This window comes from Pseudoxanthomonas sp. J31, from assembly GCF_000510725.1.
GTDB lineage: Bacteria > Pseudomonadota > Gammaproteobacteria > Xanthomonadales > Xanthomonadaceae > Pseudoxanthomonas.
Genome location: NZ_AZNZ01000001.1, coordinates 628,915 through 649,158 on the forward strand (window position 1 = coordinate 628,915; position 20,244 = coordinate 649,158).

Annotated in this window: 19 protein-coding genes; 11 read left to right on the top strand and 8 right to left on the bottom strand. The window is 72.0% G+C overall.

The features are described 5' to 3' along the window. Window positions 1-71 precede the first annotated feature (71 nt). Together PSEJ31_RS0102865 and PSEJ31_RS0102870 are read left to right on the top strand one after the other, a co-directional pair. On the top strand, window positions 72-1,163 hold the full coding sequence (locus PSEJ31_RS0102865; RefSeq protein WP_019398505.1) for a glycosyltransferase family 4 protein: 1,092 nt from the start codon (window positions 72-74) through the stop codon (window positions 1,161-1,163). Between the two features lie 9 nt (window positions 1,164-1,172). Further along, window positions 1,173-3,293 (top strand): amylo-alpha-1,6-glucosidase, encoded by a 2,121-nt coding sequence (locus PSEJ31_RS0102870; RefSeq protein ID WP_232210965.1) that lies wholly within the window; start codon window positions 1,173-1,175, stop codon window positions 3,291-3,293. A 75-nt stretch (window positions 3,294-3,368) separates the two neighbouring features. On the opposite strand, the gene metK is transcribed toward PSEJ31_RS0102870, so the two are convergent. Next, window positions 3,369-4,586, bottom strand: coding sequence for a methionine adenosyltransferase (gene metK / locus PSEJ31_RS0102875; protein WP_028914593.1), 1,218 nt, complete (start codon window positions 4,584-4,586; stop codon window positions 3,369-3,371). Between the two features lie 153 nt (window positions 4,587-4,739). Here metK and PSEJ31_RS0102880 point away from each other — a divergent pair, with 153 nt between their 5' ends. Then, complete coding sequence (locus PSEJ31_RS0102880) at window positions 4,740-5,753, top strand: metal-dependent hydrolase (RefSeq protein ID WP_028914594.1); 1,014 nt, start codon at window positions 4,740-4,742, stop codon at window positions 5,751-5,753. Window positions 5,754-5,895: 142 nt separating this feature from the next. Here the strand turns inward: PSEJ31_RS0102880 and dusB are convergent, their stop codons facing one another. The 3 genes from dusB to PSEJ31_RS0102895 form a co-directional block, all read right to left on the bottom strand. Beyond that, window positions 5,896-6,894, bottom strand: coding sequence for a tRNA dihydrouridine synthase DusB (dusB, locus tag PSEJ31_RS0102885; RefSeq protein WP_028914595.1), 999 nt, complete (start codon window positions 6,892-6,894; stop codon window positions 5,896-5,898). 10 nt (window positions 6,895-6,904) lie between these two features. After that, window positions 6,905-7,870: a ribokinase gene (locus PSEJ31_RS0102890; protein WP_028914596.1), complete on the bottom strand. Its 966-nt coding sequence runs from the start codon at window positions 7,868-7,870 to the stop codon at window positions 6,905-6,907. 75 nt (window positions 7,871-7,945) lie between these two features. Then, the gene (locus PSEJ31_RS0102895; RefSeq protein WP_019397443.1) at window positions 7,946-9,244 is read right to left on the bottom strand and encodes a nucleoside transporter C-terminal domain-containing protein; all 1,299 of its coding nucleotides are present in this window, start codon (window positions 9,242-9,244) and stop codon (window positions 7,946-7,948) included. A gap of 192 nt (window positions 9,245-9,436) precedes the next feature. On the opposite strand from PSEJ31_RS0102895, the gene PSEJ31_RS0102900 reads away from it, so the two are divergent. Then, complete coding sequence (locus tag PSEJ31_RS0102900; RefSeq protein WP_028914597.1) at window positions 9,437-10,411, top strand: aldo/keto reductase; 975 nt, start codon at window positions 9,437-9,439, stop codon at window positions 10,409-10,411. A gap of 74 nt (window positions 10,412-10,485) precedes the next feature. Then, window positions 10,486-10,680, top strand: coding sequence for a hemin uptake protein HemP (locus PSEJ31_RS0102905; RefSeq protein WP_028914598.1), 195 nt, complete (start codon window positions 10,486-10,488; stop codon window positions 10,678-10,680). 68 nt (window positions 10,681-10,748) lie between these two features. Here PSEJ31_RS0102905 and PSEJ31_RS0102910 read toward each other — a convergent pair whose 3' ends face one another. The 3 genes from PSEJ31_RS0102910 to PSEJ31_RS0102920 are packed head-to-tail and all read right to left on the bottom strand — an operon-like array spanning window position 10,749 to window position 13,207. Then, on the bottom strand, window positions 10,749-11,855 hold the full coding sequence (locus PSEJ31_RS0102910) for a PDZ domain-containing protein (RefSeq protein WP_028914599.1): 1,107 nt from the start codon (window positions 11,853-11,855) through the stop codon (window positions 10,749-10,751). Window positions 11,856-11,888: 33 nt separating this feature from the next. Then, window positions 11,889-12,548: a hypothetical protein gene (locus PSEJ31_RS0102915; RefSeq protein WP_028914600.1), complete on the bottom strand. Its 660-nt coding sequence runs from the start codon at window positions 12,546-12,548 to the stop codon at window positions 11,889-11,891. Beyond that, complete coding sequence (locus PSEJ31_RS0102920) at window positions 12,545-13,207, bottom strand: sigma-70 family RNA polymerase sigma factor (protein WP_026010271.1); 663 nt, start codon at window positions 13,205-13,207, stop codon at window positions 12,545-12,547. The genes PSEJ31_RS0102915 and PSEJ31_RS0102920 overlap by 4 nt, the downstream gene beginning before the upstream one ends. Before the next feature lie 135 nt (window positions 13,208-13,342). Here PSEJ31_RS0102920 and PSEJ31_RS0102925 point away from each other — a divergent pair, with 135 nt between their 5' ends. The 5 genes from PSEJ31_RS0102925 to PSEJ31_RS0102945 all read left to right on the top strand — a co-directional run bounded on the left by PSEJ31_RS0102925 (window position 13,343) and on the right by PSEJ31_RS0102945 (window position 17,661). Then, window positions 13,343-14,308, top strand: a complete 966-nt coding sequence (locus PSEJ31_RS0102925; protein WP_028914601.1) for an SPFH domain-containing protein — start codon at window positions 13,343-13,345, stop codon at window positions 14,306-14,308. Window positions 14,309-14,311: 3 nt separating this feature from the next. Continuing rightward, entirely contained in the window at window positions 14,312-14,743 is a 432-nt protein-coding gene (locus tag PSEJ31_RS0102930; protein ID WP_019397517.1) for an NfeD family protein, read from the top strand. Window positions 14,744-14,839: 96 nt separating this feature from the next. Beyond that, window positions 14,840-15,946 (top strand): glycine cleavage system aminomethyltransferase GcvT, encoded by a 1,107-nt coding sequence (gene gcvT / locus PSEJ31_RS0102935; RefSeq protein ID WP_028914602.1) that lies wholly within the window; start codon window positions 14,840-14,842, stop codon window positions 15,944-15,946. Between the two features lie 91 nt (window positions 15,947-16,037). Continuing rightward, a complete protein-coding gene (gene gcvH / locus PSEJ31_RS0102940) occupies window positions 16,038-16,433 on the top strand; it encodes a glycine cleavage system protein GcvH (protein WP_019397515.1) in 396 nt (131 codons plus the stop codon). A gap of 772 nt (window positions 16,434-17,205) precedes the next feature. Then, the gene (locus PSEJ31_RS0102945; protein ID WP_028914603.1) at window positions 17,206-17,661 is read left to right on the top strand and encodes a histone H1-like repetitive region-containing protein; all 456 of its coding nucleotides are present in this window, start codon (window positions 17,206-17,208) and stop codon (window positions 17,659-17,661) included. Between the two features lie 456 nt (window positions 17,662-18,117). On the opposite strand, the gene PSEJ31_RS0102950 is transcribed toward PSEJ31_RS0102945, so the two are convergent. After that, entirely contained in the window at window positions 18,118-19,422 is a 1,305-nt protein-coding gene (locus tag PSEJ31_RS0102950) for a serine hydrolase domain-containing protein (protein WP_019397513.1), read from the bottom strand. A gap of 161 nt (window positions 19,423-19,583) precedes the next feature. On the opposite strand from PSEJ31_RS0102950, the gene PSEJ31_RS0102955 reads away from it, so the two are divergent. Beyond that, window positions 19,584-20,189 (top strand): LemA family protein, encoded by a 606-nt coding sequence (locus tag PSEJ31_RS0102955; RefSeq protein ID WP_026010270.1) that lies wholly within the window; start codon window positions 19,584-19,586, stop codon window positions 20,187-20,189. Window positions 20,190-20,244 lie beyond the last annotated feature (55 nt).

Here is a 20,244-nt window from a genome sequence, read left to right on the forward strand (position 1 = left end):
TGTTGATCCTGTACCGCCACGCGCGCAGGCCGTCAGCCGGCGGCCCGGGCCGCCGCTGAGGAGGGCCCGGCATGCGCATCGCCCATATCGCACCCCTGTACGAAGCCGTCCCGCCGCGCCTGTACGGCGGCACCGAGCGCATCGTCGCCTACCTGGCCGACGCCCAGGTGCAGCTCGGCCACGAGGTGACCGTGTTCGCCAGCGGCGACAGCCGCACCCGCGCGCGCCTGGTGGCCTGCCGCGACCAGGCCCTGCGCCTGGATCCGGAGCCGCTGAAGTCCGACGTCGCCGCGCACCTGGCCATGCTGCACGAGGTGCGCCGCCGCGCCGACGAATTCGACGTGCTGCACTTCCACGTCGACCTGTTGCACTTCCCGATGTTCGAGGACCTGGCCGGGCGCACCGTGACCACCCTGCACGGGCGGCTGGACCTGGCCGGCCTGGCCCAGGCCTACCGGCTGTGGCCGCGCTACCCGCTGGTGTCCATCTCCGACCAGCAACGCCAGCCGCTGCGCTTCGCCAGCTGGCTGGGCACGGTGCACCACGGCCTGCCGGAGGACCTGCTGCAACCGCCGGAGTCGCCGCGCGGCGACTACCTGGCGTTCCTGGGCCGGATCTCGCCGGAGAAGCGCCCGGACCGCGCGATCGACATCGCCGCCCGCGCCGGCATGCCGCTGCGCATGGCGGCCAAGGTCGACGCGGCCGACGCGGTCTACTTCCATGACTGCATCGAGCCGATGCTGGAGGCCGAGGGCGTGGAGTTCATCGGCGAGATCGACGACGCCCACAAGTCCGGCTTCCTCGGCCACGCCGCCGCGCTGCTGTTCCCGATCGACTGGCCCGAGCCGTTCGGCCTGGTGATGATCGAGGCCATGGCCTGCGGCACCCCGGTGATCGCCTGGGACCACGGCTCGGTGCGCGAGGTGGTGGAGCACGGCGTCACCGGCTTCATCGTCGCCTCGATGGAGGAAGCGGTGGCCGCGGTGGAGCGCCTGCCCGAGCTGGACCGCGCCGCGATCCGCCGGGTGTTCGAGCGCCGCTTCTCGTCCACGGTGATGGCGCGCGGCTACCTGGACCTGTACCGGCGCCTGGCCACCCGCGCCACCGAGGCGGCCAACGACGCCGTGGCCGGCGACGGCGACGCGTTCGTGCGCAGGGCCTGAGCCATGCGCATGGCGCGCACCCTCCCGGCCAGCCGCCAGGTGAGTTATTCGCTCAAGGACGGCGACAGCTTCCTGGTCAGCGACGCGCTGGGCGACATCCACGGCGGCGACGTGGCCGATGGCCTGTTCCACGACGGCACCCGGGTGCTGTCGCGGCTGCGCCTGGGCCTGGACGGCACCGCGCCGACCCTGCTCAGCGCCGCCACCGCACACGACAAGGTGGTGTTCACCGCGCACCTGACCAACCGCCCGCTGCCGCCGATCGGCGGCAGCGCGGCGGCGGGGCGGGGCGTGATCCACATCGAGCGCTCGCGCTTCCTGTGGCAGGGACGCCTGCACGAGCGCATCGTCTGCTCCAACTACGACCGCGTGCCGGTGTCGGTGCCGCTGACCCTGGAGTTCGCCGCCGACTTCCGCGACATGTTCGAGGTACGCGGCATGGAGCGCGTGCGCCGCGGCAACTACCCGCAGGTGGAGGCCGCGGCCGACCGCGTGGTGCTGCGCTACCAGGGCCTGGACGGGGTGGAGCGGCGCACCGTGCTGGCCTTCTCCACCGCGCCGGCGCGGCTGGAGGAGGGCATGGCACGCTTCGAACTGCGGCTGGACCCGCGCGCGAGCTTCGCCCTGTACCTGGAGGCCGGCGCCGACGCCGGCCAGCCGGAAGCCACCCGCCACCGCCGGGCCATGGCCCAGGCCCGGCGCGCGCTGCGCGCGCGGCGCCGCTCCGGGGCGCGCCTGCGCGGCAGCGGCCTGCTGTTCGATGCCTGGGTGGAGCGCTCGCGCACCGACATCGCCTTGCTGGCCAGCGACCTGCCTTCGGGACGCTACCCGTACGCCGGCATTCCCTGGTTCTCCACCCCGTTCGGGCGCGACGCCATCATCACCGCGCTGCAGACCCTGTGGCTGGACCCGGGCCTGGCGCGCGGCGTGCTGGCCTTCCTCGCCGAACGCCAGGCCGCGGAGGATTCCAGCTTCCGCGATTCGGCGCCGGGCAAGATCATGCACGAGGCCCGCAAGGGCGAGATGGCGGCGCTGGGCGAGGTGCCGTTCGGCCTGTACTACGGCGGCGTGGACACCACCCCGTTGTTCGTGGCCCTGGCCGGCCGCTACTTCCGCCGCACCGGCGACCGCGCCTTCATCGACCAGCTGTGGCCGGCGCTGCAGCGCGCCACCGGCTGGATCGAGCGCAGCTGCGACGCCGACCCGGACGGCCTGCTGGCCTACGCGCGCGGGCAGGACAGCGGCCTGTCCAACCAGGGCTGGAAGGACAGCGAGGACTCGGTGTTCCACGAGGACGGGCAGCTGCCCTCCGGCCCGATCGCGCTGGTGGAGGTGCAGGGCTATGCCTACGAGGCGCTGCGGGCGATGGCGGCGCTGGCGCGCGAGCGTGGCGAGCACGCGGCGGCGCAAGCCTGGGAGGCGCGCGCCGGGCGCCTGCGCCGGACCGTGGAGGCGCGCTTCTGGGACGAGGCGCTGGACTTCTACGCGCTGGCGCGCGATGGCGACGGGCGCATGTGCCGGGTGCTGGCCTCCAATCCCGGGCACCTGCTGTACGTGGGCCTGCCGCCACCGGAGCGCGCGCAGCGGGTGATCGCGCAGCTGGCCTCGCCGCGCTTCGACAACGGCTGGGGCGTGCGCACCCTGGCCGCGGACCAGCCGCGCTACAACCCGATGTCCTACCACAACGGCTCGGTATGGCCGCACGACGTGGCCCTGTGCGCGGCGGGCATGGCGCGCTACGGCGCGCGCCGCCAGGCGGCGCGCCTGCTGGGCGAGGTGTTCGAGGCGGCGACCCATTTCGACATGCGCCTGCCGGAACTGTTCTGCGGCTTCCCGCGCAGCGCCGGCGAGCCGCCGATCGCCTATCCGGTGGCGTGCACGCCGCAGGCCTGGTCGGCCGGCTCGGTGTTCATGCTGCTGCAGGCCTGCCTGGGCCTGGAGGTGGATGCGCTGGCCGGCGAGGTGGCGATCGAGCACCCGCAGCTGCCGCCTGGCGTGGACCGGCTGTGGGTGGAGCGGCTGGACGTGGGCGGGGCGCGCCTGGACCTGGTGTTCGAGCGCATCGGCGAACGCGTGGTCGCCGCCCGCGCCGGTGGCGCCGAATCGGTCCGGGTAAGCGTGCGGCTGTAGCCGCCGCGCAAAAGCGAAGGGCCGCATCGCGCGGCCCTTCGCTGGTTCCGGCCGCCGCGGATGCGGCGGGGCGGATTACTTCAGCCTGGCGTCGGCGCGCAGCGCCTCGGCCTTGTCGGTCTTCTCCCAGGAGAAGGCGGTGGCGACCTGCTTCTTGCCGGCGCCGTCGGTGTAGCTGACCTCGTACGGCTTGCGGCCGAAGTGGCCGTAGGCGGCGGTGGCCTGGTACACCGGGTGCACCAGGTCCAGCATCTTGATGATGCCGTACGGACGCAGGTCGAAGTGCTTGCGGATCAGCTTCTCGATCTGCGCGTCCGGGATGCGGCCGGTGCCGAAGGTGGTGACCGAGATCGAGGTGGGCTCGGCCACGCCGATGGCGTAGGACACCTGCACCTCGCACTTGTCGGCCAGGCCGGCGGCGACCACGTTCTTGGCCACGTAGCGGGCGGCGTAGGCGGCCGAGCGGTCGACCTTGGACGGGTCCTTGCCGGAGAACGCGCCGCCGCCGTGGCGGGCCATGCCGCCGTAGGTGTCGACGATGATCTTGCGGCCGGTCAGGCCGCAGTCGCCCACCGGGCCGCCGATCACGAAGATGCCGGTCGGGTTGATGTGCAGCTTCTTCTTCGGCAGCGTCTCCAGCCACTTCTTCGGCAGCACCGGCTTGAGGATGTACTCGTAGACGCCCTCGACGATGTCCTTGTGCCTGATGCCCGGGTCGTGCTGGGTCGACAGCACCACCGCGTCCAGGCCCACCACCTTGTTGCCGTCGTAGCGCAGGGTGACCTGGCTCTTGGCGTCCGGGCGCAGCCACGGCAGCGGCGAGCTCTTCTTCTTGCGGACCTTGGCCTGCTGCTCGACCAGGCGGTGCGAGTAGTAGATCGGGGCCGGCATGAACTCCGGCGCCTCGTTGCAGGCGTAGCCGAACATCAGGCCCTGGTCGCCCGCGCCCTGTTCCTCCGGCTTCTTGCGGTCCACGCCGGCGGCGATGTCCGGGGACTGCTTGCCGAGCATGTTGATGATGGCGCAGGTGTGGCCGTCGAAGCCGACGCCGGAGTTGTCGTAGCCGATCTGGTTGATGATGCGGCGCGCCAGCGCCTCGATGTCCACCCAGGCGGTGGTGGTCACCTCGCCGGCGACGATGGCGGCGCCGGTCTTCACCAGGGTCTCGCAGGCCACGCGGGCGCGCTTGTCCTGCGCCAGGATGGCGTCCAGGACCGCATCGGAGATCTGGTCGGCGATCTTGTCCGGATGGCCCTCGGAGACCGATTCGGAGGTGAAGAGATAGCTGGACATCGGGCTATATCCCTGTATTCGGATGAAAAGATGGCCGCGCATGATACACGCGCGCGCGCCGTCCTGCATTCTGCCGCCGCCGGGGTCGGTTTCCGTTAACCGTGGCGGCCCCGCCGCGGGCCGGCGTGAAGGCCGGCTGCTAGCATCCGGGCCATGGATTCGCTGACCCAGATCGTCCTCGGCGGCGCCGTCGCCGCCGCCATCGCCCCCGCCCGCCACCGCCGCGCCGCGCTGCTGGCCGGCGCCGCCCTCGGCACCCTGCCGGACCTGGATTCGCTGCCGATCATGCTGGCCAGCGACGATCCGGTGGTGCTGATGACCGCGCACCGCAGCTTCAGCCATTCGCTGTTCGTGCTGCCGCTGCTGGGCTGGCTGCTGTGGTGGCTGTTCCGGCGGTACGGGCGTGGGCGGGTGGCGCAGGCGCCGGCGCGCTGGTTCTGGGCGATCCAGCTGGCGCTGGTGACGCATCCGCTGCTGGACGCGTTCACCGTCTACGGCACCCAGCTGTGGTGGCCGCTGCCGGTGCCGCCGGTGATGTGGTCCAGCGTGTTCATCATCGATCCGCTGTACACGGTGTGGCTGCTGCTGGGCTGCGGGGTCGCCTGGTGGGCGCGGGAGCGGCCGCTGGCGCAGCGCGCGCTGGTGGCCGGCCTGGTCCTCAGCAGCGCCTACCTTGGCTGGTCGCTGGCGGCCAAGGCCATGGTCGAGCGCCAGGCCCAGCGCACCCTGGCGGCCATGGGCCTGGGCGATGCGCCGCGCTTCTCGGTGCCGATGCCGTTCAACACCCTGCTGTGGCGGGTGGTGGCGATGACGCCCAGCGGCTTCGTCGAGGGCGAGCACTCGCTGGTGGCCGACCAGGGCCCGATCGCGTTCCGCGGCCATCCGTCCAATACCCAGGCCCTGGCCGAGGCCGCGCAGATCCCGGCGGTGCAGCGCCTGGCCTGGTTCAACCACGGCTTCATGAAGGCGCGCGAGCGCGACGGCCGCCTGGAACTGTCCGACCTGCGCATGGGCGCCGAACCGGACTACAGCTTCGTGTTCGTGGTGGCCCAGCGCGGTCCCGACGGCCGCTGGCAGGCGATCCGGCCGCAGCAACTGCGCCTGCCCTGGGAAGCGCGCCGGCGCCTGGGGCCGATGTGGCGGCGGATCTGGGAGGCGCCGGAGTGATTGGGGTTTCTTGATTCGTGATTCGTGATTCGGGATTGCGCAGTTTCCCTCTCCCCGTGGGAGGGGGCGCGGGAGGGGGCGGGATCACGACACATCGCCCCGGTCGCAACAGCCACGCTTCAGCGCTGCCGTCGCTACGCGCTCAGGCCACCTCGGGCAGGGCGAACGCCACGCCGGCTTCCAGCGCGTCGAAGTAGTCGCGGGTCAGGGCCAGCTGCTCGGCGGCGGTCTGGGCGCGGTTGACCACGGCGCGGAAGGCGGCGTTCTCCGGGCGGTCCTTCGCGTACCAGCCCAGGTGCTTGCGGGCGATGCGCACGCCCTGTTCCTCGCCGTAGAACGCGTGCAGCGCCTGCAGGTGGCCAAGCAGGATGTCGCGCACCTCGGCCACGGCCGGCTCTGGCAGCTCCTCGCCGGTGGCCAGGTAATGGGCGATCTGGCGGAAGATCCACGGCCGGCCCTGCGCGGCACGGCCAACCATGACCGCGTCGGCGCCGGTGTAGGCGAGCACGAAGGCGGCCTTGGCCGGCGAGTCGATGTCGCCGTTGGCCACCACCGGGATGCGCAGGCGCGACTTCACCTCGGCGATGGTGTCGTACTCCGCCTGCCCGGTGTAGTGCTGGTTGCGGGTGCGGCCGTGGATCGCCAGCGCGGAGATCCCGGCGTCCTCGGCGATGCGGGCGATGGCCGGCGCGTTGCGCACCTCGGCGCACCAGCCGGTGCGGATCTTGAGCGTGACCGGCACCTCGACCGCCGCCACCACCGCCTCGAGGATGCGCGCCACCAGCGCCTCGTCGCGCATCAGCGCCGAGCCGGCCCAGGCATTGCACACCTTCTTGGCCGGGCAGCCCATGTTGATGTCGATGATCTGCGCGCCCTGGTCGACGTTGTAGCGCGCCGCTTCGGCCAGCTGCCGCGGCTCGGTGCCGGCGATCTGCACGCTGACCGGATCCGGCTCGCCGGCGTGGTCCATGCGCCGCAACGACTTGGGGGTGTTCCAGAAGCGCGGGTCGGAGATGGTCATCTCCGACACCGCCAGGCCCGCGCCCAGCTGCTTGCACAGCAGCCGGAACGGCTTGTCGGTGACGCCGGCCATCGGCGCCAGCACCACCCTCGGCTCGATCGCGTAGGGACCGATCCGCATCGCCGCCGCCTCAGCCCGGGAAGCGGGCCAGCACCTCGTCGTGGCGCGGCATCGAAGCGGCCGCGCCGGGGCGCTCGGTGGACAGCGCGGCGAAGCGGTTGGCGTAGCGCACGTGGGTGGCGAAGGCCTGCTCCGGGGCACGCGCCAGCGAGGCGGCCAGGGCGCCGTTGAAGGCGTCGCCGGCACCGGTGGTATCGCTGGCGGCCACGCTCTCGGCGCCGATCCGGTAGTAGGGCTGGGCATCACCGCGCAACTGCTCCTCGGCATGCGAGACGAACACGCCCACCGAGCCCATGGTCACCACCACGGTGCCGTGCGGCAGCAGCTTGCGGCACAGCGCGTGCAGGCGCGCGCCATCCAGCGCGGCCACCGCGTCCGGCTCCACCCGCTCGCCGACCTGGCGCGCGAGCAGGGCGGCGAATTCGGTCTCGTTCGGGGTCAGCACGTCGGCCAGGCGCAGCAGGCCCATGCTGGCCTGCGCGTTGGCCGGCGCCGGGTTGAGCACGGTGGTGGTGCCGGCCTCGCGGGCCATGGCCAGCGCCGCCTCGATTGCATCCACCGGTGATTCCAGCTGGGCCAGCAGCACGCCGGCCGCGCGCGCCAGCGCCGGGTCGGCGGTGACGTGGGCCACGCCCAGCACGCCGTTGGCGCCGGCGCCGATGACGATGGTGTTGCGGCCGCGGGCGTCGACGTAGATGCCCGCGGTGCCGGTGGGCTCGCTGCTGGACTCGGCGCGCAGGTCGATGCCGTCGGCCGCGGCCAGTTCGCGCGCCAGCGCGCCGCCGGCGTCCTCGCCGAGGGCGCAGATGAAGGTGGTCGGCGTGCCGGCGCGGGCGGAGGCCACGGCCTGGTTGAAGCCCTTGCCGCCGGGGCCGGTCATGTACTGGCCGGCAATGGTCGCGCCGGTGGCGGGGAGTTCGTTGCAACGCCAGACATGGTCGACGTTGAAGGAGCCGACGACGATGACCGGATTCATGGAGCCTCTGCTGCGTCTGGACTACGGGGGGAATGGCCAGGCCGGGCGCGGGGGCGCGCGGCCGCCGGCCGGCGGTCAGCCGAAGTGCGACAGTACACCGGCGATGGTGGCGGTCATGAAGGTGGCGATGGAGCCGCCCAGCACCGCGCGCAGGCCGAAGCGCGCCAGGTCCTGGCGGCGCTCCGGGGCCAGGCCGCCGATGCCGCCGATCTGGATCGCGATCGAGCTGAAGTTGGCGAAGCCGCACAGCGCGTAGGTCGCGATCAGCGCGCCCTCGCGGCTGAGCACCTGGCCCGGCACCTGGCCGTTCACGATCTGCGACAGCTCGGTGTAGGCCACGAACTCGTTGATCACGACCTTCTGTCCGATCAGCGAGCCGACGGTGGTGGCGTCGGCCCACGGCGTGCCGATCACCCAGGCGATCGGCGCCAGCAGGTAGCCGAGGATGGTGGACAGGCTGGTCGGCTTGCCGATCGCCGAGGCGATGCCGGTGACCTCGCCCAGCCAGGTCAGCGGGGCGTTGACCAGGGCGATCAGGGCGATGAAGGCCAGCAGCATCGCGCCGATGTTCAGTGCCAGGCGCAGGCCGTCGCCGGCGCCGGCGGCGGCCGCGTCGATCACGTTGGCGGTGGTCTTCTCCACTTCCATCTTGACCGTGCCGCGGGTCAGCGGCTCGGCGGTTTCCGGCACCAGGATCTTGGCGATCACCAGGGTGGCCGGGGCGGCCATGATGCTCGCCGCCAGCAGGTGCTTGGCGTAGAACACCTGCTGCTCCGGGTCGCCGCCGCCGAGCATGCCCACGTAGGCCGCCAGCACGCCGCCGGCGATATGGGCCATGCCGCCGATCATCATGGTCAGCAGCTCGGACTGGGTCATCTTCGGGATGTACGGGCGCACGGTCAGCGGCGCCTCGGTCTGGCCGATGAACACGCTGGCGCAGACGCTGGTGGTCTCGGCGCCGGACACGCGCATGACCTTGGTGATCGCCCAGGCCATGGCCCGCACCACCGCCTGCATCACGCCCAGGTGGTAGAGCACGCCCATCAGGGCCGAGAAGAAGATGATGGTCGGCAGCACCTGGAAGGCGAAGATGAAGCCCACCGTCGAGGTGTCCATCAGGCTGCCGAAGATGAAGTTGGAGCCCTCGCCGACGAAGCCGAGCACGCGCACGAAGCCGTGGCTCATGGCGTCGAACACCTCGCGCCCGCCCGGCACCAGCAGCACCAGCGCCGCGAAGGCGATCTGCAGCACCACGCCGGTGCCGACCAGCTTCCAGTCCACCGCGCGGCGGTTGTTGGAGAACAGCCAGACGATGCCGATCAGCACGGCCAGTCCGAACAGGCCGAAGCCGATCCGTCCGATTGCCTCGATCATGAGGGTTCCGCGAATGTTAAGGATGTGCGAAAGCGTAGCAGGTCGGCCCCCTGCGCGTATGTATGGAGCACGCCAGGGCCCGTCGCCAAAGGCGTCGCAGGGGTGTTGCGACGATCGCCGGGCGCCTTGTTGCGCGGCCCCGCGGCGGACGCGCCTACACTGCCGCATCCGTGATCCACAGGAGTGACTCCGATGCAATACCGCCGCCTTGGCGCCACCGGCCTGCAGCTGTCCGCGCTTTCCTTTGGCGCCTGGATGACCTTCGGCCGCCAGGTCGGCCGCGGCCAGGCCCGCGAACTGGTGGCCGCGGCCTGGGACCACGGCATCAACTTCTTCGACAACGCCGAGGCCTATGCCAACGGCGAGGCCGAGCGGGTGATGGGCGACGTGATCGCCGACCTGCGCCTGCCGCGCGACGGCTTCTGCGTTTCCAGCAAGGTGTTCTTCGGCGCCGCCGAAGCGCCGCGCCCGACCCAGCGCGGGCTGTCGCGCAAGCACGTGGTCGATGCCTGCCACGCCGCGCTGAAGCGGCTGCGGGTGGACTACCTGGACCTTTATTACTGCCACCGCCCGGATCCGGACACGCCGGTGGAGGAGACGGTCGCGGCGATGGACATGCTGGTGCGCCAGGGCAAGGTCATGTACTGGGGCACCTCGGAATGGCCGGAAGCGCTGATCCGCGAGGCGGCACGCTTCGCGCGCAGCGAGCACATGGCCGCGCCGGTGGTTGAGCAGCCGCAGTACAACCTGCTGCACCGGCAGCGGGTGGAGCTGGAGTACGCACCGCTCTATTCGGAGCTGGGCCTGGGCACCACTACCTGGTCGCCGCTGGCCTCGGGCCTGCTGACCGGCAAGTACGCCAACGGCCTGGCCGGGGAGGGCAGGCTGGCCCAGGCCGATGCCGGCTGGCTGCAGCCGCTGGTGCTGGGCGACCCGCAGGAGCGCCGGCTGGAGCGCGCGCAAGCCTTCGTCGAGGCGGCGGCCCGGCTCGGCGAGGCGCCGGCGCCGCTGGCCATCGCCTGGTGCCTGCGCAATCCGCATGTCAGCAGCGTGATCCTCGGCGCCAGCCGGGTGGAGCAGCTGCTGCAGAACCTCACCGCGCTGGACGTGGCGCAGCGCCACGACGAGCAGGCGTGGCAGCGGCTGGAGGTGGTCACCACCCGCTGAGGCGTTGACACGCAAATGCGAATTATTATCATTGGCGGGGCTGGAACCTTCCCGTCCCCCCGCTGGAGTCCGCAATGAACGTGCATCGCCTGAGCCTGCCTTCGTCCGCCGTCCGCAGCACCCCGGACGGCGCCAGCGTTTCCATCGATGCCGAGGCCCTGAGCAGCGAGCAGCTGCTGCGCGGCCGCCGCGAGATCCTGATCCGCCACGGCGACCGCGTGTATCGCCTGCGCCACACCAGCAACGACAAGCTGATCCTCACCAAGTAACGCCTGCGGCCCCGGCCCCGGCGTCCTCCCTCCCCCGCGCCGGGCGCCGTGGCCGCGGCGCGCCAGGCTCAGACCAGCAGCGGCACCGACGCCGGCGGTTGCAGCTGCGCGGTCGGCGGGCGCGGCGGCGCGGGCGGCGGCGGCATGTCCGGATGCGCGGGCCGCGCGGGCGGAGCCGGCGGCGCAGGCACGAAATCCAGCGCGCGCAGCGGCTCGGGCACGGTCACCTGCAGCTGGCGCGCGCTGCGCTCGCGCAGCACCGTCACCCGCGCCTGTTCACCGGGCTTCTTCTGCGCCATCCGGCGCATGGCCTCGGCCGGCGTGGCCACCGCCACGCCTTCCACCTGCTGGATCACGTCGCCGGCCTGCAGCCCGGGCAGCGCACCCTGGGACAGCACCAGCACGCCGCGATCGGTGCCGAAGTAGCGTCCGAGCTGGGCATCGAGCGCGACCAGGTGCAGGCCGTTCCAGCGCAGCGCCTCGCCGAGCAGCGGCGCGCTGCACTCCTCGCCGTCGGCGCAGGCGCCGCGCGCCAGGTGCAGCACCTCCCGGCGCAGTTCCGGGGCCAGGTCGCGCAGCGGGGCCAGGTCTTCGCCGAGCGCGCCGTCGCCGGAGATGCGGTGCGCGATTACCCTTACCGGCAGCGCCTCGGGCGCGACCTCGACCGTGTGTTCGCGGCCGTCGCGCTGGTAAGTCAGCTGCACCTTGCCGCCGGCCTGCAGCTGCGCCAGTGCCTGGCGCGCGGCCTCGACCCGCGCCTGCCCGGTGCCGCCGGCGATGGCCTTGCCGCGGATGCGCAGCAGGCGGTCGCCGCTGCGCAGGCCGGCCTTCTCGGCGCCGCTGCCCGGGGTCACGCCGACGATGCGCACCCCGGCCTGCGGATCTTCGCCCAGCAATACGCCCAGGCGCGGGCGCGCCTGGGCGCTGCGCAGCGAGGCCACGGCTCCGCCGGCCTGGGTGCGCGACAGCTCGGCAACCCGGCGGGCGGCTTCGGCCAGGTCGGCGCGCGCCTTCGCAAGGTCGGCCGCGGCGCGCGCCGCCTCGGCGCCGGCGGCGGTCCCGGCTTCCTTCTTGTTCGCGTCGGCGGCGGCCTGGGCCGGCAGGGCCAGCAGGCAGGCACAGACCAGCAGCCACGGCGTGGCGCGCCGGGTCGTGCGGATGCAGGCAGGACTCATGATCGTTCTCCGGTGGAAGACGATGGCGCCCGGTCAGTAGACCTGGACCAGGGCGTAGCGGGAGGAGGCATCGGCAAACAGCGCATCCCAGCGCTGGTCGCTGGCGACGGCAGCCAGTTCGCGCAGCAGCGCCACCCTGTGCTGCCACAGTTCCGCGCGCGCATCAGCCGCCAACGCGGGGGCGGCCAGCGCGGCATCGACCTCGCCGACCTGCGCCTGCAGCGCCAGGACCAGGGCCAGCTGCGCACCATCGACGGGTCCGTCGACGGACAGTTCGGCCAGCAGCGCCTCCAGCCGGGCGGACTCGGCCTGCAGCTGGTCCAGGGCCACATGCGCCGGGGGGCTGCCCGCGGCGGACGCGCCACCGGCTGCGGCCGGATCGGGGCGGGCGTCGGCGTGCACGCCGACGGCGCCGGCCTGGGCCGCGCGGGCAGGGATCCGCGTGGTGGCGGCTGGGGTCGCGAATTCCTGCGTGGGGCCTGCATGGCGTACCAGCAGCAGCGCCGGCAGCGCGGCCAATGCCGCCGTGCAGGCGGCGATCGCCCAGGACAGCGCGCGGCGCGGGTGCCGCCGCGGGGGCGCCAGGTGCGGTGCAAGCTTCGGCCAGGCATCGGCGGGCGGGGCTTCCAGCGGCAACGCGGCGAATGCCTCGTGCCAGCTGTCGGTGGCGCGGGAAGGGGTGTGCTCGTTCATGCGGGGGACTCCTCGACCTGCAGCAGGGCGCGCAGGCGGCGGGTGCCGCGCGCCAGCTGCGACTTGGAGAAACTCGGGCTGCGCTGCATCAGCGCGGCGATCTCCTCGTGGGTGTGGCCCTCGGCGTGGTACAGCCACAGCACGCTGCGGGTGGCTGCCGGCAGCGCCGCCAGCGCGCGTTGCAGCAGGGCGGCATCGGCCGCCGCCGGCGGCGGTGGCGCGGCGTCCTCCAGGTCGTGGCCGTCCAGCGCCAGTTCCTGGTCCAGGCGGCGGCCGCGGCGCAGCCGCAGCAGCGCTTCGTTGATCGCGATCTGCCGCAACCAGCCCCAGAACGGACCGCTGCCGCGGTAGTCGCCGATCCCGCGCAGCACCTTCAGCATCGTCTCCTGCAACACCTCGCTGGCCTCTTCGCGATCGCCGCACAGGCGCAGGGCGAGGGTGAACACCGGCCGCTCGAACCAGCGGTAGATCTGCTCGAACGCCGCCGGCTCGCCGCGGCGGGCCCGCGCCAGCAGGATGTCGGGCACGGCGATGGCGAAGGCCGAGCGCGGCGCGCCCGGCTGCGCCCGCAGGTCCGGCGCCGGCGCGGCGACGGCCGCCGGCACCCAGGGGACGGATGCCGGGGGCGCGGGTGGATCGGGCGGCAGATCGTGGCTCATCGACCTCATGGATGCCCGGGACGGCGAAAGCGTCGCACGCGGGGGCGCCGCGAGGGGACGCGGCGGTGCCGGGCCCGGCCGTGCCTATACTGGAAACCGGACAATCAGGGCCTGGATGGCCACGGGAGGAAGGGGATGTCTTCGGGTTTCGTCGCCGCGGTGCTGGCGCTGGCCGGCATCATCGTGTTGTTCAAGACCGTGCGCATGGTGCCGCAGGGTTACGAATGGACGGTCGAGCGCTTCGGCCGCTACACGCACACGCTCGAGCCGGGCCTGCACTTCCTGATCCCGATCATCTACGGCGTCGGCCGCAAGGTGAACATGATGGAGCAGGTGCTGGACGTGCCCAGCCAGGACGTCATCACCAAGGACAACGCCGTGGTCCGGGTGGACGGGGTGGTGTTCTTCCAGGTGCTGGACGCGGCCAAGGCCGCCTACGAGGTCGCCAACCTGGAGGTGGCGATGATCGCCCTGGTGCAGACCAACATCCGCACCGTGATCGGCTCGATGGACCTGGACGAGTCGCTGAGCCAGCGCGAGGCGATCAATGCCCAGCTGCTGGGCGTGGTCGACCACGCCACCAACCCGTGGGGGGTGAAGGTCACCCGCATCGAGATCCGCGACATCCAGCCGCCGCGCGACCTGGTCGACGCCATGGCCCGGCAGATGAAGGCCGAGCGCGAGAAGCGCGCGCAGATCCTGGAGGCCGAGGGCCTGCGCCAGGCCGAGATCCTGCGCGCCGACGGCGAGAAGCAGGCGGCGGTCCTGGAGGCCGAGGGCCGCAAGGAGGCGGCGTTCCGCGACGCCGAGGCGCGCGAGCGCCTGGCCGAGGCGGAGGCCAAGGCCACGGCCATGGTGTCCGAGGCCATCGCCAAGGGCGACGTGCAGGCGATCAACTACTTCGTCGCGCAGAAGTACGTCGAGGCCTTCGCCAAGCTGGCCACCGCGCCGAACCAGAAGTTCGTGCTGATGCCGATGGAATCCAGCGGCATCCTCGGCTCGCTGGGTGGCGTGGCCGAGCTGGCGCGCGAGGCGCTGGCCGGCCAGCAACAGGCCAGCGCCGCGCGCCGCAACCCGCCGCCGCTGCGCCCGGGGGCCTGAGCCATGCGCTGGGACGTGACCACCTGGGCGGTGCTGGCGCTGGCGCTGATCGCCGCCGAGACCCTGGCCCCGGGCGCCTTCCTGTTGTGGATGGGGTTTGCCGCCGCGGCGATGTTGCTGCTGGTCCTGCTGTTGCCCGGCCTGCCGCTGCTGGCGCAGGTGGCGCTGTTCGTGGTGCTGAGCTTCCTGTCGATCCAGGTCTACCGGCGCTGGTTCCGCGGCCGCGGGCGGCAGAGCGACCGGCCCCTGCTCAACCGCCGCGCCGAGCAGAACATCGGCCTGGTCGCGCCGCTGGAGCAGGCGATCGTCGCCGGCCGCGGGCGGATCAAGGTCGGCGATGCGTTCTGGACCGTCGAGGGCCCGGACCTGCCGGCCGGGACCCTGGTGCGGGTGGTGGCCGCCGACGGCGCCATCCTCAAGGTGCAGGAAGCCTGAGCACGGCGCCGTCGCGGCGCACGGCATGACTCCCGGCACCGGCCGCGGCGCCGGCGGGGTAGGGGATAATGGCGCCTTTCCATCTCCGAGAGCGCCATGACCCGCAAGACCGTACTCAACGAAAGCCACCGTGCCCTGGGCGCGAAGATGGTCGACTTCGGCGGCTGGGACATGCCGATCCACTACGGCTCCCAGATCGACGAGCACCACCTGGTGCGCCAGGCCGCCGGCATGTTCGACGTCAGCCACATGACCGTGGTCGACCTGCACGGGGCCCGGGTGCGCCCGTTCCTGCGCCGGCTGCTGGCCAACTCGGTGGACAAGCTCAAGGCCACGGGCAAGGCCCTGTACTCGTGCATGCTCGACGAGCAGGGCGGGGTGATCGACGACCTGATCGCCTACTACCTGGGCGAGGATTACTTCCGCCTGGTGGTCAACGCCGCCACCCGCGAGAAGGACCTGGCGTGGATCAGCCAGCAGGCCGAAGCCTTCGGCGTGGAGGTGCGCGAGCGCGCCGAGCTGGCGATCATCGCCGTGCAGGGCCCGCAGGCGCGCGACAAGGTGATCGGCCTGCTTGCCGAAGCCGATCGCGCGCGCGCCGGCGCGCTGGCCCGCTTCGCCGCGATCGAGGTCGCCTCGGCCTCCGGCATCCCGCTGTTCCTGGCGCGCACCGGCTACACCGGCGAGGACGGTTTCGAGGTGGTGCTGCCGGAGGGGCAGGCGGTCGCGTTCTGGAACGCGCTGCTGGAGGCGGGCGTGCGCCCGGCCGGCCTGGGCGCGCGCGACACCCTGCGCCTTGAGGCAGGCATGAACCTCTACGGCCAGGACATGGACGAATCCACCACGCCGTGGGAGTCGGGCCTGGGCTGGACGGTGGCGCTGGACGAGGGCCGGGACTTCATCGGCCGCGCCGCGCTGGAGGCGCAGAAGGCCGCGGGCGTGCCGCGGCAGCTGGTCGGCCTGGTGATGGACGAGCGCGGCGTGCTACGCCATGGCCAGAAGGTGCTGGCCGCCGGCGGCGAGGGCGAGATCCTCTCCGGCACCTTCTCCCCGACCCTGGGCAAGGCGATCGCGCTGGCGCGCATCCCCGCCGGCGAACCGGGCCAGGTGCGGGTGGACATCCGCGGCCGCGAGGTGCCGGTGCGGGTGGTGAAATTCCCGTTCGTGCGCGAGGGCAAGGCGCAACCAGGCGTGCTGGCCTGATCCGGCGACGGCGGCGACGGTTTACCTCGCGAGGGGCCGTACTTAGACTAGCCGCCGTCCCAACACCCCCTGCGCGAGCGGAGCCACCCCAATGAGCGAGATCCCCGGCGACCTCAAATTCCTCAAGTCCCACGAGTGGGCCCGTGCCGAAGGCAACGGCCGCGTGACCGTGGGTATTTCCGACCACGCGCAGTCGCTGCTGGGCGACCTGGTGTACGTCGAGCTGCCGGAAGTCGGCGCCAGCGTCGAGGCGGGCAACGCCGTGGCGGTGGTGGAGTCGGTCAAGGCCGCCTCGGACGTGTACAGCCCGGTCAGCGGCCGGGTGGCGGAGGTCAACACCGCGCTGGCCGACAAGCCGGAGGCCATCAACGAGGACGCCTACGGCGAGGGCTGGCTGTTCGTGATCGAGGGCGTGGACGAGGACCAGCTCGCCGAGCTGCTGTCGCCGGACGACTATGCCGAGCTGATCGAGGGCGAAGAGGACTGAACGTCCTCGCCGACCCGCGGCAACGCACGACGCCCGCCTTCCGGCGGGCGTCGTCGTTTCCGGGATGTGGTCGGCGCGCGCGGGCGGTGGCGATGTGGCCGCAGCGACGCGCGCGATGCGCCGGCCAGCGCTCCGGTGCGCGTCGAACGCCGCGCAAGGCTCGCGCAGTTCTGCGCAAATCGGCTTGTGCGACGCGAAAAGGATCGGTTGCGGCGGAAAAAAAAACCGCCTGATGCACGCCGCGCGCGATGCCGGCGCCGCGCTTTCCCGGGGAGCACCGGGCGCGTGCCCGGAAGCGTGTGCGCAGGCGCGCCTCGCAAAAAACCACTTGTTTTTCCGCATCGGTTTGCAAGGCGCGCGATGTGCGCGCGCGCCTTGCCGCACCGGCGGGTGGTCGCCCGAGGCGGGATGCCGCCTCGCGCCGCGCGCGATGGCGGGAGAAAACGCGCGCGCGGGTGTTGACAGTAAAAAAAACCGTGATTAGGTTTCGCCCAGCAGACGCTGCCTGCCGAAGCGAGTGAGTCGAATCAACACCACAACGCGAAGCACAACCCGGGCATCCGCCATGAAATCCCTCCAGGTGGATAGGACCCGCTTCCCCCGAGCAAACGCAGCGCCCCCCCAGATTCCCGCCCGCGCCACTGCATCGCGCGGGCGAAACTGTATCCGTATCGACGTGCCTGGCGCGCCGACGGGTTCCCCGCTGCACGTGCGGCGGGCTTTCGCGACTGGGCGTTAACCCAACCGCAAATCACTGACGAGGAGCTACACCATGGCTGTCAAGAAAGCTGCGAAGAAGAAACCCGCCGCCAAGAAGGCGGTGAAGAAGGTCGCCAAGAAGGCCGCCGCCAAGAAGGCCACCGCCAAGAAGACCGCCGCCAAGAAGCCGGCTGCGAAGAAGGTCGCCAAGAAGGCCACCGCGAAGAAGGCCGTCAAGAAGGTCGCGAAGAAGGCCGCCGCCAAGAAGGCGACCAAGAAGGTCGCGAAGAAGGCCACCGCCAAGAAGGCGACCAAGAAGGTCGCGAAGAAGGCCGCGGCGAAGAAGACCGTCAAGAAGGCCGCCAAGAAGACCGCCGCCAGGAAGCCGGCTGCGAAGAAGGCCGCCAAGAAGCCGGCCGCGAAGAAGGCCACCAAGAAGGCCGCCGCGAAGAAGCCGGCCGCCCGCAAGGCCGCCAAGAAGAAGCAGGCCCCGGTTGCGCTGCCGGCCACCCCGGCCCCGCTGATCTGATCAGCCTCCGATTACCGTAGTACCTGAATGACTCCCTCCCCGAAGCCCAGCGGGGAGGGAGTTTTTTTTATCCGGGTCGTCCGGTCCTCCGGGGCAGACGTCCTGGCGCGCGCGCGACCGAGGCACGGGTGAGCGGAGTGCATCCGGCCAGCCGGGGCTGGCGATGCATGCGGGCTGGTGGGCAGCCAAGCCGGCAAGAAGGGCCTCGCACTCCGGGGCTGCAGGGGCGCGGCGACGGCCCGCGGGCGTCGCGCTCCAATGGCGCAAGCCCGTCGCGTCGCCACGCGGTGCGCAGTCGCCGCCGGGCTACGCAGACCGGGGCGGCCCGTAACTTCCTGCCAGAGGGGATCCCGGATGCGCCTTCGGCCTGTCCGGGGCTATGCGTCGCCCGCCATGGAGCGCACTTCAAAGGTGCCGCGGGACCGTGCTACGCCGGCCCCGACGTGGTCGCGCCGCTCAGCGCGGCGAGGCGGTGGCGCGCGCGGCGGAGGTGCCGCGGCGCGCGGGTGCAGGCGGGGCCGCCTCGCGGTCCACCATCAGGTTGTCCGAACCGAAGTCGACGTCCACGTCGAGCCAGCGCTTCGGCGGCAGGCCGATGGCCTGGTCGAGGATGGTCGGCAGCAGGCCGGAGGGCAGGCTGCTCTCGCTGTTCCACAGGATCGCCACGCCCAGGTCGCGCCCGGGCAGCAGCGCGACCATGCCGCGGTAGCCCTGCACCGCGCCGGCATGGAACACGACTTCCTCGCCGGCATAGTCGAACACGCGCCAGCCCAGGGCGTAGGCGGCCGAGTTGAGGCGCTCGCGGCGCCAGCCGGAGCGCAGCTCGCCCGGGGTCGGCACCACCGGTGCGTGCAGGGTGGCCAGCAACGGCGCCGGCAACACGTCCGGGCGGTGTCCGGTGTGGGCCAGCAGCCACTGCGCCATGTCGTTGGCACTGGCGTTGACGCCGGCGGCAGGCGGCAGGCGGTAGTAGGTCGGCTTGGGCCGGATCGAGACCCAGCCGTTGCGGCTGCGCACGTGCGGGCGCGCCCAGCGGTGGCTGGACTCGATGCCCGGCAGGCCCAGGCTGGCGTCGCGCATGCCCAGCGGCTCGAAGATGCGCCGCTGCACTTCCTGTTCGTAGAACTTGCCTGTGGCGGCGAAGACCACGTCGCCGACCAGGCTGAAGGCCACGTTCTGGTAGGCGTAGCACTCGCCGGGCGCGCACTGCACCGGCGCCTCGGCCAGCTTCTGCGCGACCTGGTAGTACTCGGCATTGGCCTCGATGTCGCGGTCGTAGGCGTTGTGCGCCTTCAGCCCGACGCTGTGGCTCAGCAGGTCGGTGACGGTGACCCGCCGGGTGTATTCCTCGTCGGCCAGGCGGAAGCCGGGGACGTAGTCGGCCACCTTGCTGTCCCAGCGCAGGCTGCCGTCGTTGACCAGCAGGCCGGCCATGGTGCCGGCGAAGGCCTTGGACAGCGAAGCCAGGCGGAACACGGTGTGGGCGTCGACCGGCTCCGGACGGGCCACGTCGGTGACACCGTAGCCGCGCGCGCTGAGGATGCGGCCACCCTGGACCACGGCCATGGCCAGCCCCGGCACGCGCCGGCCTTCCACCAGCTGCTCGGCCATCGCCTCGAACACGGCCACGTCGAAGCCCGCGGCCGGCGGCAGCACGGTGCGGGTAGAGACGTCGCGGTAAGGGAGCGGCTGGGTCGGCGGCGGCGGGTTGGCCGACAGGGTGGGGGTGCGCGCGGTGGACGGGATCGCCAGTCCCAGCATCAGCCCCAGGGTAGCGAGCCTGAGTGCCCGGGGTGCGAGTACGCGGCCCGCTTTGGCGGACCGGGAAGTGCGCCCGTCTCTCATCGCTTCCTACCTGTGATTTACTGCCGCAACCGATTCTAGCGCCGGTTTTCCGGATTGCACAAACAAGGAGAAGATGAATGGGCAGTTTGTTGATCCTGCTGGTAATTCTGGGCCTGGTCGTGGTCGCGGCGCTGTGGGCGGTGGGCATCTACAACGGCCTTGTGAGCGCGCGCAACGCGTGGAAGAACGCCTTCGCCCAGATCGACGTGCAGCTGCAGCGCCGCTTCGACCTGATCCCCAACCTGGTGGAGACGGCCAAGGCCTACATGAGCCATGAGCGGCAGACCCTGGAGGCGGTGATCGCCGCGCGCTCGGCAGCGCAGGCCGGCCTGGCCGCGGCCAAGGCCAACCCGGGCGACGCCGCGGCGATGGCCGAGCTGGCCGCCAGCCAGGGCGCGCTCAACGGGGTGCTGGGGCGGCTGATGGCGGTGGCCGAGGCCTATCCGGACCTGAAGGCCAACCAGAACATGATGCAGCTGTCCGAGGAGCTGACCTCGACCGAGAACCGCGTGGCCTTTGCCCGCCAGGCCTACAACGACGCGGTGATGGCCTACAACAACAAGCGCGAGATGTTCCCCTCCAGCGTGGTCGCCGGGCTGTTCAACTTCGCTCCTGCCGCGCTGCTGGAGCCGCCGGCCGACCGCGCAGCGCAGGTGCGCGAGGCCCCGCGCGTCCAGTTCTGATCGCCCCCGGCAGCATGCCCGTCGGCGGCCCACGCCGCCGCGGGCGCCGGGCCTC

Excerpts from the sequence above, each read along its gene's own strand:
- PSEJ31_RS0102910 (WP_028914599.1), bottom strand. The coding sequence starts at position 11,855 with ATGAGTCCTGCCTGCATCCGCACGACCCGGCGCGCCACGCCGTGGCTG.
- PSEJ31_RS0102950 (WP_019397513.1), bottom strand. The coding sequence starts at position 19,422 with ATGCTGGGACTGGCGATCCCGTCCACCGCGCGCACCCCCACCCTGTCG.
- dusB (WP_028914595.1), bottom strand. The coding sequence starts at position 6,894 with ATGCGGATCGGTCCCTACGCGATCGAGCCGAGGGTGGTGCTGGCGCCG.
- PSEJ31_RS0102890 (WP_028914596.1), bottom strand. The coding sequence starts at position 7,870 with ATGAATCCGGTCATCGTCGTCGGCTCCTTCAACGTCGACCATGTCTGG.
- PSEJ31_RS0102955 (WP_026010270.1), top strand. The coding sequence starts at position 19,584 with ATGGGCAGTTTGTTGATCCTGCTGGTAATTCTGGGCCTGGTCGTGGTC.
- PSEJ31_RS0102900 (WP_028914597.1), top strand. The coding sequence starts at position 9,437 with ATGCAATACCGCCGCCTTGGCGCCACCGGCCTGCAGCTGTCCGCGCTT.
- PSEJ31_RS0102945 (WP_028914603.1), top strand. The coding sequence starts at position 17,206 with ATGGCTGTCAAGAAAGCTGCGAAGAAGAAACCCGCCGCCAAGAAGGCG.
- PSEJ31_RS0102920 (WP_026010271.1), bottom strand. The coding sequence starts at position 13,207 with ATGAGCCACGATCTGCCGCCCGATCCACCCGCGCCCCCGGCATCCGTC.
- gcvH (WP_019397515.1), top strand. The coding sequence starts at position 16,038 with ATGAGCGAGATCCCCGGCGACCTCAAATTCCTCAAGTCCCACGAGTGG.
- gcvT (WP_028914602.1), top strand. The coding sequence starts at position 14,840 with ATGACCCGCAAGACCGTACTCAACGAAAGCCACCGTGCCCTGGGCGCG.
- PSEJ31_RS0102905 (WP_028914598.1), top strand. The coding sequence starts at position 10,486 with ATGAACGTGCATCGCCTGAGCCTGCCTTCGTCCGCCGTCCGCAGCACC.
- PSEJ31_RS0102915 (WP_028914600.1), bottom strand. The coding sequence starts at position 12,548 with ATGAACGAGCACACCCCTTCCCGCGCCACCGACAGCTGGCACGAGGCA.
- PSEJ31_RS0102880 (WP_028914594.1), top strand. The coding sequence starts at position 4,740 with ATGGATTCGCTGACCCAGATCGTCCTCGGCGGCGCCGTCGCCGCCGCC.
- metK (WP_028914593.1), bottom strand. The coding sequence starts at position 4,586 with ATGTCCAGCTATCTCTTCACCTCCGAATCGGTCTCCGAGGGCCATCCG.
- PSEJ31_RS0102870 (WP_232210965.1), top strand. The coding sequence starts at position 1,173 with ATGGCGCGCACCCTCCCGGCCAGCCGCCAGGTGAGTTATTCGCTCAAG.
- PSEJ31_RS0102865 (WP_019398505.1), top strand. The coding sequence starts at position 72 with ATGCGCATCGCCCATATCGCACCCCTGTACGAAGCCGTCCCGCCGCGC.
- PSEJ31_RS0102895 (WP_019397443.1), bottom strand. The coding sequence starts at position 9,244 with ATGATCGAGGCAATCGGACGGATCGGCTTCGGCCTGTTCGGACTGGCC.
- PSEJ31_RS0102930 (WP_019397517.1), top strand. The coding sequence starts at position 14,312 with ATGCGCTGGGACGTGACCACCTGGGCGGTGCTGGCGCTGGCGCTGATC.
- PSEJ31_RS0102925 (WP_028914601.1), top strand. The coding sequence starts at position 13,343 with ATGTCTTCGGGTTTCGTCGCCGCGGTGCTGGCGCTGGCCGGCATCATC.